Origin of the sequence: Microbispora sp. H10830, from assembly GCF_014161375.1 — a bacterium.
Lineage (GTDB): Bacteria > Actinomycetota > Actinomycetes > Streptosporangiales > Streptosporangiaceae > Microbispora > Microbispora catharanthi.
Genome location: NZ_JABBWX010000001.1, coordinates 179,215 through 192,987, shown reverse-complemented (window position 1 = coordinate 192,987; position 13,773 = coordinate 179,215). Strand labels below are relative to the sequence as shown.

General features: G+C 73.5%; 16 protein-coding genes. 15 read left to right on the top strand and 1 reads right to left on the bottom strand.

Annotated elements, in window-relative coordinates; translation table 11 throughout:
* Window positions 1-100: 100 nt before the first annotated feature.
* The 15 genes from hisI to HHX35_RS00845 all read left to right on the top strand — a co-directional run bounded on the left by hisI (window position 101) and on the right by HHX35_RS00845 (window position 12,123).
* Window positions 101-451 carry a phosphoribosyl-AMP cyclohydrolase gene (gene hisI / locus HHX35_RS00915; protein WP_030509961.1) on the top strand — a complete coding sequence of 117 codons (351 nt, stop codon included), beginning with the start codon at window positions 101-103 and terminating at the stop codon, window positions 449-451.
* The gene (locus HHX35_RS00910; protein ID WP_182897145.1) at window positions 448-1,068 is read left to right on the top strand and encodes a Trp biosynthesis-associated membrane protein; all 621 of its coding nucleotides are present in this window, start codon (window positions 448-450) and stop codon (window positions 1,066-1,068) included. The genes hisI and HHX35_RS00910 overlap by 4 nt, the downstream gene beginning before the upstream one ends.
* A 439-nt stretch (window positions 1,069-1,507) precedes the next feature.
* Window positions 1,508-2,209, top strand: a complete 702-nt coding sequence (locus HHX35_RS00905; RefSeq protein WP_182897144.1) for an RDD family protein — start codon at window positions 1,508-1,510, stop codon at window positions 2,207-2,209.
* 10 nt (window positions 2,210-2,219) lie between these two features.
* Window positions 2,220-2,645, top strand: a complete 426-nt coding sequence (locus HHX35_RS00900; protein WP_182897143.1) for a DUF2752 domain-containing protein — start codon at window positions 2,220-2,222, stop codon at window positions 2,643-2,645.
* A 144-nt stretch (window positions 2,646-2,789) separates the two neighbouring features.
* The gene (gene trpC / locus HHX35_RS00895; RefSeq protein WP_182897142.1) at window positions 2,790-3,614 is read left to right on the top strand and encodes an indole-3-glycerol phosphate synthase TrpC; all 825 of its coding nucleotides are present in this window, start codon (window positions 2,790-2,792) and stop codon (window positions 3,612-3,614) included.
* A 65-nt stretch (window positions 3,615-3,679) separates the two neighbouring features.
* Entirely contained in the window at window positions 3,680-4,885 is a 1,206-nt protein-coding gene (gene trpB, locus HHX35_RS00890; protein ID WP_220504948.1) for a tryptophan synthase subunit beta, read from the top strand.
* Window positions 4,886-4,907: 22 nt separating this feature from the next.
* Window positions 4,908-5,702 (top strand): tryptophan synthase subunit alpha, encoded by a 795-nt coding sequence (trpA, locus tag HHX35_RS00885; RefSeq protein WP_139574355.1) that lies wholly within the window; start codon window positions 4,908-4,910, stop codon window positions 5,700-5,702.
* 137 nt (window positions 5,703-5,839) lie between these two features.
* Entirely contained in the window at window positions 5,840-6,409 is a 570-nt protein-coding gene (locus HHX35_RS00880; RefSeq protein ID WP_139574354.1) for a DoxX family protein, read from the top strand.
* Window positions 6,410-6,460: 51 nt separating this feature from the next.
* The gene (locus tag HHX35_RS00875; protein WP_310738829.1) at window positions 6,461-7,207 is read left to right on the top strand and encodes a thioredoxin domain-containing protein; all 747 of its coding nucleotides are present in this window, start codon (window positions 6,461-6,463) and stop codon (window positions 7,205-7,207) included.
* A gap of 211 nt (window positions 7,208-7,418) precedes the next feature.
* Complete coding sequence (locus HHX35_RS00870) at window positions 7,419-7,580, top strand: alpha helical protein (RefSeq protein ID WP_030509970.1); 162 nt, start codon at window positions 7,419-7,421, stop codon at window positions 7,578-7,580.
* A gap of 34 nt (window positions 7,581-7,614) precedes the next feature.
* On the top strand, window positions 7,615-8,310 hold the full coding sequence (locus HHX35_RS00865; RefSeq protein WP_182897140.1) for a GPR1/FUN34/YaaH family transporter: 696 nt from the start codon (window positions 7,615-7,617) through the stop codon (window positions 8,308-8,310).
* Between the two features lie 73 nt (window positions 8,311-8,383).
* On the top strand, window positions 8,384-9,340 hold the full coding sequence (locus HHX35_RS00860) for an ADP-ribosylglycohydrolase family protein (protein WP_182897139.1): 957 nt from the start codon (window positions 8,384-8,386) through the stop codon (window positions 9,338-9,340).
* Window positions 9,341-9,431: 91 nt separating this feature from the next.
* A complete protein-coding gene (gene lgt / locus HHX35_RS00855; RefSeq protein ID WP_182897138.1) occupies window positions 9,432-10,481 on the top strand; it encodes a prolipoprotein diacylglyceryl transferase in 1,050 nt (349 codons plus the stop codon).
* Window positions 10,478-11,197: a VIT1/CCC1 transporter family protein gene (locus HHX35_RS00850; RefSeq protein WP_139574351.1), complete on the top strand. Its 720-nt coding sequence runs from the start codon at window positions 10,478-10,480 to the stop codon at window positions 11,195-11,197. Before lgt ends, HHX35_RS00850 begins: the two co-directional genes overlap by 4 nt.
* Entirely contained in the window at window positions 11,194-12,123 is a 930-nt protein-coding gene (locus HHX35_RS00845; RefSeq protein WP_182897137.1) for a hypothetical protein, read from the top strand. Before HHX35_RS00850 ends, HHX35_RS00845 begins: the two co-directional genes overlap by 4 nt.
* A gap of 68 nt (window positions 12,124-12,191) precedes the next feature.
* On the opposite strand, the gene HHX35_RS00840 is transcribed toward HHX35_RS00845, so the two are convergent.
* Window positions 12,192-13,751, bottom strand: coding sequence for a bis-aminopropyl spermidine synthase family protein (locus HHX35_RS00840; RefSeq protein WP_182897136.1), 1,560 nt, complete (start codon window positions 13,749-13,751; stop codon window positions 12,192-12,194).
* Window positions 13,752-13,773: the final 22 nt, after the last annotated feature.

Genomic DNA, 13,773 nt, shown 5'->3' with positions numbered 1-13,773 from the left:
CGAGGAGGCAGGGTGCAGCAGCGGGGGAGGCAGGGCGCGGCGGCGAAGGAGGCAGGGCGCGGCGGCGGGGGCGGCCGGGACCTGCGGCACAATTGGCCTCATGGCCCTCGACCCGAAGATCGCCGACCGGCTGAAGCGCACCCCGGACGGCCTGGTGCCCGCGATCGTCCAGCAGCACGACACCGGCGAGGTGCTCATGCTGGCCTGGATGGACGACGAGGCGCTGCACCGCACGCTCACCACCGGCCGGGCGACCTACTGGTCCCGGAGCCGGGGGGAGTACTGGGTGAAGGGCGACACCTCCGGCCACGTGCAGTGGGTCAAGCACGTGGCGCTCGACTGCGACGGCGACACGATCCTGCTCAAGGTCGACCAGGTGGGGGCGGCCTGCCACACGGGCGACCGCACCTGCTTCGACGCCGACGTCCTCGACGTGAGCGGCGCGCCGTGACCGCTCCCGCCCGCGACCAGGCGCGTACGGCGCGGCGCTCGCTGCTCGCCTGGCTGGCCGCCTGTGCCGTGGGAGGCGGCCTCGCGTTGTCGGCCGCGGGCCGCGTGTGGGTCACGCTCGGCACGGCGGGAAGCCCGGCAGGAGCGGGCGGCGGCTCCCTCACCGGCAACGACCTGGTCGCATGGCTCACCCCCGCGGCGCTGGCCGCGCTCGCCGCCGTGCTGGCCGTACTGGCGACCCGGGGGGTCGTGCGGCGGGTGACGAGCGTGGTGGTCGCCCTCCTCGGCGCGGCGGTCGCGGCCGGGGCGTGGGACGGCACGCGCGGCGCGACGATCGCTTCCGTGGCCGCGCAGCACATGACGACCGCGGTGACGTCCTCCGGTCACATCTCCCTGGAGTCGCGCGCCTGGGTCTGGCCGGTGCTGACCGCCGCGGGCGGGCTCGTCCTGGCCGGGGCGGGCGTGGCGGCCGCCGTCCTGAGCGTGCGCTGGCCCGGCATGTCGAGCAGGTACGAGCGGGGGGCCGGGCGTGCGGGCACGGGCGGAGCCGCCCGGGTGAAGGACGCCGACAGGGCGATGTGGGACGCGATCGACGAGGGCGAGGACCCCACCGCGTAGCCGGTCCGCCGGCGGGGGAGCCCTCCCCCCGCGCGTTGGATCGTTCCCACCTCAGATTACAAATTGTCCACAAAGCGGATTATTGCCAGCCCGGCCGCCCTGCTGCCGATAGGCTTCGCGCCGACCTCTGATCATCGCACAGGAGACCGAATGAGCCACGGGAGCCGGCCGGGCGGCACGGGCGGCCACGGCCGCCCGTCGGGCCGGGCGGACCGGCCGCCGGCCTCCGACGGCCATCGCCATCCGCTCCGGCCGGTCCGCACCGGCGCCGGCCACCCTCCGGCGCCGGCGGGAACGGCATGGTCGTCGCGTCGCTCCTCCCCGGCATCCCCGGCCCGTCTCCATGCGGTGCTCCGCGGATCCTCGGGGTCGTCTCCGGTCTCGTCGCGCTGAAGAAGATCCGAGACTCCTTTTTCCCCCACTCACGCAGGAGCATCACATGACGTACGGCAACGACCCGGGCTACAACCCGGGTGGTTACCCCCAGAACCAGCCCGGCCAGCCCGGCCAGCCCGGCCCGCAGGGCGGGTATCCCCCGCCGCAGGGCGGCTACCCGCCGCCTTCCCAGGGCGGTTACCCGCAGGGCGGCGGTTACCCGCCGCCGCAGGGCTCGTACCCGGCCCCGCCCGCCGGTGACCAGTACGGCGGCCAGTACGGCGGCGCGTACGGCGCGCCCGGCGGCTACCCGGCGCCCGAGCTCGCGCACTGGGGCCTGCGCGTCGGCGCCACGCTGATCGACGGCCTCATCGTCGGCGTCCCCACCTGGATCCTGAGCATCATCGGCAGCGCCCTGAGCGCCGGATCCGTGGACCAGGAGACCGGCCAGGTCGGCTCCGGCTTCGGGATCGGCCTGGTGCTCTCCCTCGTGGCCATCGTCGTCGGCCTCGGCCTCGGCCTGTGGCTGAAGCACAAGGAGGGCACGACCGGCCAGACGGTGGGCAAGAAGGTCGTCGGCATCCAGACGGTCAAGGAGCAGACCGGCGAGTACATCGGCTTCGGCATGGCCGTCGTCCGGTACATCTGCCACATCGTGGACGGCCTGCCCTGCTACATCGGCTACCTGTGGCCGCTCTGGGACGCCAAGCGGCAGACCTTCGCCGACAAGATCGTCGGCACGGTGGTCGTCCGCGCCCCGCGTTAGGCTGACCTCCATGGAAGTGACCGGACGGCGCGCGTGGGACCGGGTGCGGTCGCTGCGCGCGCCGTTCGGCGCCGCGGCCGTTCTGACCGCGGCGGTGACGTACCTGGCGGTGGTCGACCCGCACGAGCCGGGCCACTACCCCGTCTGCCCCCTCTATTACCTGACCGGCCTCTACTGCCCCGGGTGCGGCGCGCTGCGCGCCGTGCACGACCTCGCCCACGCCGACCTCGCCGGGGCGGCGCGGATGAACCTGCTCTTTGTCTTCTGCGTCCCTGTCGTAATCACGTTGTGGGCCCGCTGGGCGTTACGATCATGGCAGGGACGGCCCGTGCGCCCGGACATCGCGCGCCCCGCATACCTGTGGGGACTCCTCGCCGTCGCGGCCGTCTTCGGAGTGGTGCGTAATACGCCTTTCGGGCAATTCCTCGCACCGTGAATCGACCCGGTGGCGGATCGACGCGAGACGGGCCGATACCATCGCAGGGCAGGACACGCAGAGCAGCCGACCGGAGGGACCCTTACGCGTGAGCGAGCGGACAGGCAAATCGCGCGAGCTCCGAGCCGAAGGCGAGGAGGACGCGTGAGTGTTCTTGAGGACATCATCCTGGGCGTGCGGGAGGACCTCGAGGAGCGGCAGCGCAACGTGCCGATCGAGGAGCTCAAGCGGCTCGCCGCCCGTGCCCCCGAGCCCCGGGACGCCTACGCCGCGCTCGGCGGCGACCGGGTGTCGGTCATCGCGGAGGTGAAGCGGTCGAGCCCCTCCAAGGGCGCGCTCGCCGCCATCGCCGACCCCGCCGCCCTCGCGGCGGACTACGAGGAGGGCGGCGCCCACGTCATCAGCGTGCTGACGGAGCGGCGCAGGTTCGGCGGGACGCTCGCCGACCTCGCGGCCGTGCGCGCGGCCGTGGACATCCCCGTCCTGCGCAAGGACTTCATCGTCACCTCCTACCAGCTGTGGGAGGCCAGGGCGCACGGCGCGGACCTCGCCCTGCTCATCGTGGCGGCCCTCGACCAGCAGGCGCTCGTCTCGCTGATCGAGCGGGCCGAGTCGATCGGGCTCGCCCCGCTCGTCGAGGTGCACACCGAGGAGGAGCTGGTCCGCGCGGTCGACGCCGGCGCCAAAATCATCGGGGTGAACGCCCGCGACCTCAAGACGCTCGAGGTGGACCGCGAGGTGTTCGCCAAGCTCGCGCCCAAGGTGCCGGACGGCGTCATCAAGGTGGCCGAGTCCGGGGTGCGCGGTCCCCACGACCTGCTCGCGTACGCGCGGGCGGGGGCGGACGCCGTGCTGGTGGGCGAGAGCCTGGTCACGGGCAGGGACCCCAAGGCGGCGGTCAACGACCTCGTGACCGCGGGCGCCCACCCGGCCTCCCGGCAGGACACCGGCTCCGAGAGGCACTCGTGAACGACAGCGCAGCGGAAGGAGGCCGCGTGACCGCGACGGAGGGGACCATCCTCACCTCCGCGGACCTGGCCGGCAACGGGGTCCACGGAAACGACCCGGACGTCCACGGCAAGTTCGGCAGGTTCGGCGGCAGGTATGTGCCGGAGGCGCTCATCCCGGCCCTCGACGAGGTCGCCGCGGAGTACGAGAAGGCCAAGACCGACCTGGGCTTCCTGCGCGAGTTCGACCACCTGCTGCGCACGTACGCCGGTCGTCCCACGACACTGACCGAGGTGCCGCGCTTCGCCGCGCACGCGGGCGGCGCGCGGATCCTGCTCAAGCGCGAGGACCTGACCCACACGGGCGCGCACAAGATCAACAACGTGCTCGGCCAGGCGCTGCTGACCAAGCGGCTGGGCAAGCGGCGTGTCATCGCGGAGACCGGGGCGGGCCAGCACGGCGTCGCCACCGCCACCGCCGCGGCGCTGATGGGCCTGGAGTGCGTCATCTACATGGGCGCGGTCGACTGCGAGCGCCAGGCGCTCAACGTCGCCAGGATGAAGCTCCTCGGCGCGACGGTGGTGCCGGTCACCAACGGCAGCCAGACCCTCAAGGACGCCATCAACGAGGCGTTCCGCGACTGGGTCACCAACGTCGACCACACCCACTACCTGTTCGGCACCGTCGCCGGTCCGCACCCGTTCCCGGAGATCGTGCGGGACTTCGCCCGGATCATCGGCGTCGAGGCCCGCCGTCAGGTGCTCGAGCTCACCGGCGCGCTGCCGGACGCGGTCTGCGCCGCCGTCGGCGGCGGGTCGAACGCCATCGGCGTCTTCCACGCCTTCATCGAGGACGAGGGCGTCCGGCTGTACGGCTACGAGGCCGGCGGCCGGGGCGCGGGGACCGGCGAGCACGCGCTGACCCTGACCGAGGGCAGCGTCGGCGTGCTGCACGGCGCCCGCACCTACGTCCTGCAGGACGAGGAGGGCCAGACGATCGAGTCGCACTCGATCTCGGCCGGCCTCGACTACCCCGGCGTGGGCCCGGAGCACGCGTGGCTGAAGGACACCGGCCGGGCCACCTACGAGGGTGTGACCGACGAGGAGGCCATGGAGGCCTTCGCCCTGCTCGCCCGCACCGAGGGCATCATCCCGGCCATCGAGTCCTCGCACGCGCTCGCGGGCGCGCTGCGGCTGGGCCGCGAACTCGGCCCGGACGCCGTCATCCTGGTGAATCTGTCGGGCCGCGGTGACAAGGACATGGGCACCGCCATGAAGTACTTCAACCTCTGATCAGCATCGATAGGGCATCCCGATGACGACACTCCACGCGGTGTTCGACAAGGCCCGCGCCGAGGACAGGGCCGCGCTCGTCGGCTACCTGCCGGCCGGCTTCCCGACCAAGGACGGCGCGGTCGCGGCGGCGACCGCGATGGTCGAGGCCGGCTGCGACGTGATCGAGATCGGCCTGCCGTACTCCGATCCGCTCATGGACGGCCCGACCATCCAGGACGCCGTGCACCGGTCGCTGACCAACGGCACCCGCATCGCCGACGTGCTGCGCACCGTCGAGGGCGTGGCGAAGTCGGGGGCCGCGACGCTGGTCATGACGTACTGGAACCCGATCGACCGCTACGGCGCCGAGCGCTTCGCGCGCGACCTCGCCTCCGCGGGCGGCGTCGGGACCATCACACCGGACCTGACGCCCGAAGAGTCCGAGCCCTGGCTCGCCGCGAGCAAGGAGGCCGGCATCGACACGGTCTTCCTCGTCGCGCCCAGCTCGCCTGACGAGCGGATCGCCCGGGTCGCCGCCTGCTGCACGGGCTTCGTGTACGCGGCCTCGCTGATGGGCGTGACCGGCGCCAGGGAGACCGTCGGCTCGGCGGCGGAGGGCCTGGTCAAGCGGACCAAGGCGAACACGCCGCTGCCCGTCTGCGTCGGCCTCGGCGTCGGGAACGGCGCCCAGGCCGCCGAGGTCGCGGCGTACGCCGACGGCGTCATCGTCGGGTCCGCCTTCATCCGGCGCCTGCTCGACGCGCCGGACGAGAAGTCCGGTCTTGTGGCGGTACGCGAGCTCGCGTCCGAACTCGCCCGGGGCGTCCGGCGCTGAGCCGCCCTGGGGTTTCCTTCCCGTACATGCGCCGTGAGCAGCTAAGATGAGGCGGCTTACCATGCTCTTATCCAGCACATGGTGAGGTTGAGTCCCGGTACTGTTCAGTCGGTGTTGCCTACCGGGCGAGGAGACTCATGGTTCAGTTGGCATCCGGCGCCTCGGTGTCCGAACGGTTACAGCCCGCGAAACCCGTGCTCTCCTGGGTCACGACCGCCGCACGGGTCGTGCTCGCCGGCGTACTGATCGTCGCCGGGGCGCTCAAGATCGGAGCGCCCGCGTTGTCGGTGCAGGCGGTGCGGGCCTACCAGCTCCTGCCGGACTCCGTCGCGCAGGTGGTCGGGTACGGCCTGCCCGTCCTGGAGATCATCACGGGCCTGCTGCTGCTCGTCGGCCTGTTCACGCGCGCGGTGGCGGCCGTCGGCGGGGTGCTGATGGTGGCGTTCGTCATCGGCATCGCGTCGGCCTGGGCCAGGGGGCTGCGCATCGACTGCGGCTGCTTCGGCGGTGACGGCACGCTCGCCGCGGGTCAGGACCCCAATTACTTCTGGGAGCTGATGCGCGACCTCGGGCTGCTGGTCTGCGCGGCGTGGATCGTGGTCAGGCCGGCGGGCCGCCTGTCGCTGGACTCCGCGCTGGGCTTCACGGGAGAGCGGGAAACGGCGGACGAGGACGACTCGGACGGCGGCGAGGACGACGGTGCGTGACCGCGGGCGATCGCGGGACGTCGCCGTGAGAACAGCCAGGGGGGAAGCTTCGTGAGCAAGCGGACGAGTGAGGCGGCCAGGGCCCGGATCGCGGCCCAGCGGGAGACCTTGCGCAAGCAGGAGCAGCGCAAGCGCATCACGATGATCGTCACCATCGCGGTGATCGTCGTGATCGCCGCCGCCTTCACGGTGTGGTCGGTGCGGCAGGGGACCGCGGAGGAGGCCTCCGGGGGCGCCGCTCCCGTCACCGTGGAGAAGGACGGGACGGTCGTGATGGCCAAGTCCGGCGTGACCAAGCCCGTGGTCGACGTGTTCGAGGACTTCCAGTGCCCGGCGTGCAAGCAGTTCGAGGAGACCAGCGGCTCGACACTGAAGAACCTGGCCGCCGAGGGCAAGGCCAAGGTCGTGTACCACCCGATCACGATCTTCACGCAGGAGCCGACCAAGGGTAACTCGCTGCGCGCGGCCTCCGCCGCCCGCTGCATCACCGACGGCCGGCAGTGGCTGGCGTTCCACGACGCGCTCTACAAGAATCAGCCGAGCGAGACCGTGACCGGCTTCAGCGCCGACGAGCTGATCAAGTGGGGCAAGGGTGCCGGCGTCACCGCCGAGGACTTCGACAACTGCGTACGGCAGCAGCGCAACGTCGCCGCGCACCAGCAGTTCTCCGCGCAGACCATGAGCGCGCAGAAGCTGACCGGAACGCCGACCGTCAAGCTCGACGGCAAGGAACTCGACACCAACGTCGCCTTCGTGCCGAGCTCCCTGCGCGACGCGGTGGAGAGCGCAGGCAAGTGACCTCCCGCCGGGACGGCCCCACGCCGGCCGTCCCGCGCCCGGCCTTCGCCGGCCAAGAATCGGGCAAGGGCCGCGTGGTTCTCCCCTGACGGGGGTATCGAGCGCGATGTCACAAGCTCCGCACAGGGCGGGGGAGAGGCCGGTCCGACCGGACTCCCGCCCGCGCCCGCCGCGAGCGGTTCCGCCGCGATGAGCCGAGCGAGGAGGCGCCGTGCCCGCCCACACCGGTGAGAAGGCCCGCAAGACCGGCGTCTTCCACTGCGCCGTCTGCGGGGAGAAGGTGTCGGTCCACGAGGGCGACACGATCCCGAAGTGCCCGAACGGCCACACCGAGTTCGACAGCCGCACCCAAGAGCCGGACAACCGGTCGTGACCGGGCGGCGGCCGATGCCGGTGCCGCCGGGCCGATGAGCGGGCGCGACCTCCCGGGAGAGCAGGCCGGCGGACAGGCCGGCGTCGCCCGTGTCGTCCTGCGGCCCATGGGCAGCCCGCTGCCGCTGGGGTTCCTCGGGCTCGCCCTCGCCACGACCGCCTTCGCCGCCGTGGAGCTCGGCTGGGTGCCCGCCGTGCAGGGGCGCGTCGTCGCCCTGGCCGCGCTGCTGTTCACCGCGCCGCTGCAGTTCCTCGTCTGCGTGCTCGGTTTCCTCGCCCGCGATCCGGTCGCCGGGGCCGCGATGGGCGTCCTTGCCGGCACGTGGGCGGTGATCGGCGGCGTCACGCTCACCTCCGCGCCCGGCACCCCCAGCGCGGCGCTGGGCGTCGTCCTGCTCACGGCCGCCGCGGCGATGCTCGTGCCGGCCCTCGCGGGCCTGCCCAAGCCGGTGGCCGCCGCCGTGATGGCCATGTCCGCCACCAGGTTCGCGATCACCGGCGTCTACGAGCTCACCGCGTCCGCGGGATGGAGGACCACGGCGGGCGTCGCGGGTCTGGTGCTCGCCGTCGTCGCCTACTACGCCGCCCTGGCGTTCGAGCTGGAGGACGCGCACGGGCGTGCGCTCCTCCCCGTGGTCCGCCTCGGCCGGGCCCGTACGGCGCTCCGGGGCGACCTGCGCGACCAGACGAAGGGGCTGGCGCGCGAGGCGGGCGTGCGCGAGCAGCTCTGACGCTCGCCAGAAAGGCTTTCGGACGGCCGCGCGCGCCGGGTTTCGCCTCCGCGGCCGTGGTTAGCATGCCCGCATGCCGTACGACGACCTGTCTTCCCTCACCGAACCCGCGGGCGCCGCGAGGAGGATCCACGGGGCGATGATCGCCTTCGCGGCGGGCGACGCGCTCGGCGTGCCCTGGGAGGGCCGCCCGCCGCAGAGCATCGACCCGGCCGAGGTCGTCCGGCTGCCGGCTCAGGACCGGGGGTGGCCGCGCGGTTCGACCTCCGACGACACCGCGCAGATGGTGCTGGTGGCCCAATGCCTGGCCGACACGGACGGGCGCCCGGCCTCCATGGACTTCCTGACCCGTCTGGCCGACGCGGCGCCCGGGGTGCGCGGCCTCGGGCCGACGACGAGGCGGGCCCTCGCGCACTTCCATGCCACAGGGGAGCTCCCGGCGCCCTCGGCCGGCGACCTGCCCACCAACGGCGCGGCCATGCGCATCGCCCCTGTCGGCTGGGCCGTGCCGTCCCGTCTGCCGGAACGCCGCCGGAGCCTGTGCGAGGCGCTGTCGGCCGCGACGCACCGCGCGCCGGCGGCCGTGGCGGCGGCCTGCGTGATCGCGGCCATGGCGTCGTCCGCGGTCGAGGGGGCGGGCGCGGCCGATCTGCCGGCCGCGGCCGCGGCCGAGGCCCGCTGGGCGGGCGAGCACTACGGGCCGATGGACACCGTGACGGACGCCGCCCGCGGCCGGTGGTCGCCCCCGTCCGAGGGCGTCTCCCTCGACGCCGTGGAGACGGCCGCCGCGGTGGTCCACGTGATCCGAGAGGCCCCCGGCCTGGCCGCGGCGCTCCCGTACGCCGTGTCGCTCGGCGGGGACACCGACACGGTCGCGGCGCTCGTGGGCGGCGTCCTCGGCGCGCTCGACCCCGAGGGGGTCACCGCACTCGGCTGGCTGGGGCTGGTGGATCTCGGCGAATACCCGGGCCTGGGGGAGCTCGCCGCACGCCTGGCCGCCCTCCGTGAGACGCCTGCCACCGAGCCCTGAGCGGGGTGCGGCGGATGGTCGGCGCAGGTCGCGGGGCGGATGCCCGCGCCTCGCTCCGGACCCGCCCTCTCTTGCGGTAACGTCACGTTACATGCCCCTCCTCGCCTCGATTCCCAGCCCGTCACAGGGGGTCTGGAATCTCGGACCGATCCCGATCCGCGCGTATGCGCTGTGCATCGTGCTCGGCGTCATCGTCGCCGTCTGGATCGGCGAACGCCGCTGGCGCGCCCGTGGCGGCGCCGCCGGGACGATCACCGATCTCGCGGTCTGGGCCGTGCCGTTCGGCCTCGTCGGCGGACGCCTTTATCACGTCATCACCGACTGGCAGATCTACTTCGGCTCGGAAGCGCCCAAGCGGCCGATCGACGCTCTGTACATATGGGAGGGCGGCCTCGGCATCTGGGGCGCGATCGCCCTCGGCGCGCTCGGCGTCTGGATCGCCTGCCGCCGGCGCGGCATCTCCTTCACCGCCATCGCCGACACCCTCGCCCCCGGCGTCGCCGTGGCACAGGCCATCGGCCGGTGGGGCAACTACTTCAACCAGGAACTGTTCGGCGGCCCCACCGACCTCCCGTGGGGCCTGGAGATCGAGCCGGGCCGCCCGGGCACCATCCCCGGCGCGACCACCTACCACCCGACGTTCCTGTACGAGTCGCTGTGGGACCTCGCGCTCGCCGGCGTGCTGATCCTGGCCGCCCGCCGGTTCGGCCTGCGGCACGGCCGGGTGTTCGCGATGTACGTCGCGGGCTACACGCTCGGCCGGTTCTGGGTCGAGGGGCTGCGGGTGGACCCCGCCCACCACATCCTCGGCCTGCGGCTGAACCAGTGGACCTCGGTCGTCATCTTCCTGTGCGCGCTGGCGTACCTGTGGCTGGCCCGCAACCGCACGGGCGAGGAGCCGCTGGGCGCGCAGACCGGCGACACCGGCGGAGACCACGCCGACCCCGCCCACGGGCGGGACCAGGCCGACGAGCCGGAACTCCTGCGCGACGACGAGAGGGAGGATCGGGAGACGCGAGGCGGCGCCGGCGATCCGGCCCCACCGGACGGCGACGCGGGCTCGGGCAAACCGACGGCGACCGCGGGAGCGGGCGCCGCGAGCGACGGCGCGGCGGCGGAACCGGAGGCCGGCCAGCGATGACGAAGGCCACGACGGGGGCGCGGGCCGAGATTCACCACGAGCACCGGGATGTCAACGGCGGCTGGTTACGCCCCGCGGTCTTCGGCGCGATGGACGGGCTGGTCTCCAACTTCGCGCTGATCGCGGGCGTCGCCGGAGGCACCGCGGAGACCAGGATCGTCGCGCTCGCCGGCATCGCCGGCCTGGCCGCCGGAGCGTTCTCCATGGCGGGCGGCGAGTACGTGTCGGTCGCCAGCCAGCGCGAGCTCGCCCAGGCGGAGATCGACGTCGAGCGCCGGGAGCTGGAGCGGCACCCCGAGGCAGAGGAGGCCGAGCTCGCCCGGATGTACGAGCAGCGGGGCGTGGACCCGGAGACCGCCAGAGAGGTCGCCCGGCAGATCTCCCGGAACCCGGAGGAGGCCCTGGCGGTCCACACGCGGGCCGAGCTCGGCGTGGACCCCGACGACCTGCCCTCACCCGTGCTGGCCGCCGTGTCGTCGTTCCTGTCGTTCAGCATCGGCGCGCTGATCCCGCTCCTGCCCTACCTGCTGGGCGTGCGGGGGCTGTGGATCTCCGCCGCGGTGTCGATGGTCGCGCTGTTCGCCGCGGGCGCCGTGGTCTCCCGGGTGACGGCCCGCAGCTGGTGGTTCAGCGGCCTGCGCCAGCTCGTGGTGGGGGCCGTGGCGGCGGCGCTGACCTGGGGCCTGGGCTCGCTGATTGGAACCGGCGGTCTATGACCAAGCGCAAGCGCCGGTCGTCCGCGCCGGCCGAGGGGCGGACCGGGGCCGCCCTCGCCGAGCTGGGGCTGGACGACCGGCAGCAGCGTGTGTTCGTGTGGTCGGTCACCGCTGTGGGAGTGCTGGCGATCGCCCTGGTGCTGACGCTGGTGGTCAACGCGATCGGCGGCGGGCAGCCGCAGCCGGCGCAGGCGTCGGGTGAGGTGTCCGGGGAGGGCCTGCCCGCGTCCTTCCAGTCCTGGCCGTCCCTGAAGGAACTGGCCCCGATCGCCGACAGGAAGGCCGACACCGCGGCGCTGACCGTCCAGGAGGTGTTCGGCGCGCGGACGCTCACGGCCGGGAAGGTCACGCTGCGCAGGCTGGCCGGCCGCCTGGACCAGGCCTGCGCGGGCGCCGTCTGGGGAGCCGACCTCGCCGAGGCCCTGGCCGAGGCCGGATGCGGCCAGGCCGTCCGCGGCCTGTACGCCACGGCCGACGGGATGTATGTCGCGCAGTACACCCTGTTCAACCTCGCGGACGTCGCGGCGGCCGAGTCGCTGGCGAAGTCGCTGGCATCGCTCTACCGGGGCGCCTGGGTGCAGCCGCTGGAGTCGCCGCGGGCGAAGTTCGGCGCCTACAGCGAGGGAAACGCCTACGTCCTGGGGCACTACCTCGGGGTGGCCTGGATCGGCCGGGCCGACGGCGCGGAACCGGGGGAGAAGGACGACTTCATCATGCTCGGCCTGGCCGTGCGGGAGGCCGAGAAGGCGGTCTTCCGGCGTGTGGTCAAGGTGGCCGGGGTGCCGTCGGACCCCGCGCAACCGCCGGGCCCGGCCGACACCGCCCAGCCCTCAGAGGAGCCCCCCTCCGATCCCGGCGCCTCTCCCGCCGTGTCCGCGCCCGGCGCGAGCACGTCCGCGCAGCCGTCCGCCCCCGCCGCGCGATAGACGAGCACGACAGACCAGCGCGACGAACCAGCGCGACAGGTTCGGCGCGATCTGCCCGGCCGGCCTCGTCAGGCCGTGGTGGGAGCGCCGATTCGCGCCCTCATCCGGGCGAGGCGGTGGAGGGGGAGTTCGAGCGGGGTGGCGTCGAGGGCCCACGGCGCGGCCTCCTCGACGGCGGCCCTGGCCTGCCGCTTGGTGAGCCCGGCCGTCCCGGCCGGGCCGGGTTCGGTGAGCGCCTCGCGCCAGGCGTTGGCGACCTTCCCATGGGCGCTGTCCATGATCCTGCGCACCACCCGCTCCGGACCGCTGTCGGGGGGCGAGAGCCGTACGGCGTCGAGGACGTGGCCCTCGGCGGCCAGGCGATAGACGGGGGCGAGCAGGGCGGCGAGCGCGGGCAGGTCGGCGACCGGGCCCGGCGTGAGCACGCGCACGTGCCGGGCGCGCGTCGCGAGCAGCAGCCGGGGCAGCGCGGCCTCCAGCCCGGCAGGCACGGCGATCGCCACCCTCTCGGGGTCGGCGGCGTACGGCTTGGCCAGCAGGGTGGCGAGCCGGGTGCGCGGCACCTGCAGCAGCAGGCCGCGCGGCCAGTCCCCGGCGAGCAGGTCCGGTCGGAACGCGGTCACGGCCGCCTCGTCCGGCGGCGCCGCGGGGGCGGACTCGACGGCCTGGGGGCCCTGGGTGTAGATGGCCGTGGCGAGGCGGTCGAGCCGGGCGGCGATCGCCGGCCACGTCTTCGTGGTGGGCCGCAGTATGTACAGGTCCGCCGCGCTGCCGATCGCCTCCGCCCCGTGATACCGGTTGAAGTACGGAAATATCGCCTCGTGCAGCAGGTTGAGGTCGAAGAGGGCTTTTTGCACCTTCAGCGCGAGCATCGGGGTGCGCTCCGAGGCGCCGTACGCCACGAGGATCCGTCCCTGGTCGCGGTCGCGCAGGCCCTCGGCGGCGCGGGCGGCGAACAGCCCGATCCCCTCGGGCGTGTACGGCGGGTCGGTGATCGCGAGGTCGGCCCAGCCGCGCAGCGACGGCGGCAGGCCGAGGCGCAGGTCGGCCCAGCGGGTGCGCACCCCCAGGTCCTGGGCGTCGATGTACTCGAGGATGCGGTCGTCGATGTCGGCCACGGCGACCTCGACCTCGGGGTGGACCATCCGCACGGCCAGTGAGGTCAGGTCGTGGTCGCCGACGCACAGAAGGCGGGCGCCGGGCAGCCAGAACCGCCGCCCCAGCAGGAGGGCGCGGCGCAGCACGGTCTCAGCGGTCGCGGAGACGTGGTCGAGGGCGTGCCGCCCCCGGGGGGCCCCGGCGATCAGCGTCTCCAGGCGTTCGAGCGTCTCGGCGTGCGCCGCGACCATTCCGGCGACCGGATTCCCAAGACCGGAAATATCCGTATCAACCCCGGCGTTGTAGCGGTTGACCTGATCAATGGGAATACGGACATGGTCGCCGCTGTGCTCAAGGGGGAGCACTCGCAGCAGCGACTCGATCGTCCGCCGCGACGTGGCGGTCTCCCGGATCAGGTCGGCCAGGGTCCACCAGCGGCCGCCGGACAGGAGCGCCAGCGCTCCACGCAGGCGCAATCCGTCCACGCCGGCCGCCGCCAGCAGTTCGTCGATCGCCTCATGACCACTCATGCGCAAACCATATCCACGGCGC

Bases quoted from the DNA above. Each gene is read 5' to 3' on its own strand.
- hisI (WP_030509961.1), top strand. From the start codon at position 101: ATGGCCCTCGACCCGAAGATCGCCGACCGGCTGAAGCGCACCCCGGAC.
- HHX35_RS00905 (WP_182897144.1), top strand. From the start codon at position 1,508: ATGACGTACGGCAACGACCCGGGCTACAACCCGGGTGGTTACCCCCAG.
- HHX35_RS00900 (WP_182897143.1), top strand. From the start codon at position 2,220: ATGGAAGTGACCGGACGGCGCGCGTGGGACCGGGTGCGGTCGCTGCGC.
- trpA (WP_139574355.1), top strand. From the start codon at position 4,908: ATGACGACACTCCACGCGGTGTTCGACAAGGCCCGCGCCGAGGACAGG.
- HHX35_RS00880 (WP_139574354.1), top strand. From the start codon at position 5,840: ATGGTTCAGTTGGCATCCGGCGCCTCGGTGTCCGAACGGTTACAGCCC.
- HHX35_RS00865 (WP_182897140.1), top strand. From the start codon at position 7,615: ATGAGCGGGCGCGACCTCCCGGGAGAGCAGGCCGGCGGACAGGCCGGC.
- HHX35_RS00860 (WP_182897139.1), top strand. From the start codon at position 8,384: ATGCCGTACGACGACCTGTCTTCCCTCACCGAACCCGCGGGCGCCGCG.
- lgt (WP_182897138.1), top strand. From the start codon at position 9,432: ATGCCCCTCCTCGCCTCGATTCCCAGCCCGTCACAGGGGGTCTGGAAT.
- HHX35_RS00850 (WP_139574351.1), top strand. From the start codon at position 10,478: ATGACGAAGGCCACGACGGGGGCGCGGGCCGAGATTCACCACGAGCAC.
- HHX35_RS00845 (WP_182897137.1), top strand. From the start codon at position 11,194: ATGACCAAGCGCAAGCGCCGGTCGTCCGCGCCGGCCGAGGGGCGGACC.
- HHX35_RS00840 (WP_182897136.1), bottom strand. From the start codon at position 13,751: ATGAGTGGTCATGAGGCGATCGACGAACTGCTGGCGGCGGCCGGCGTG.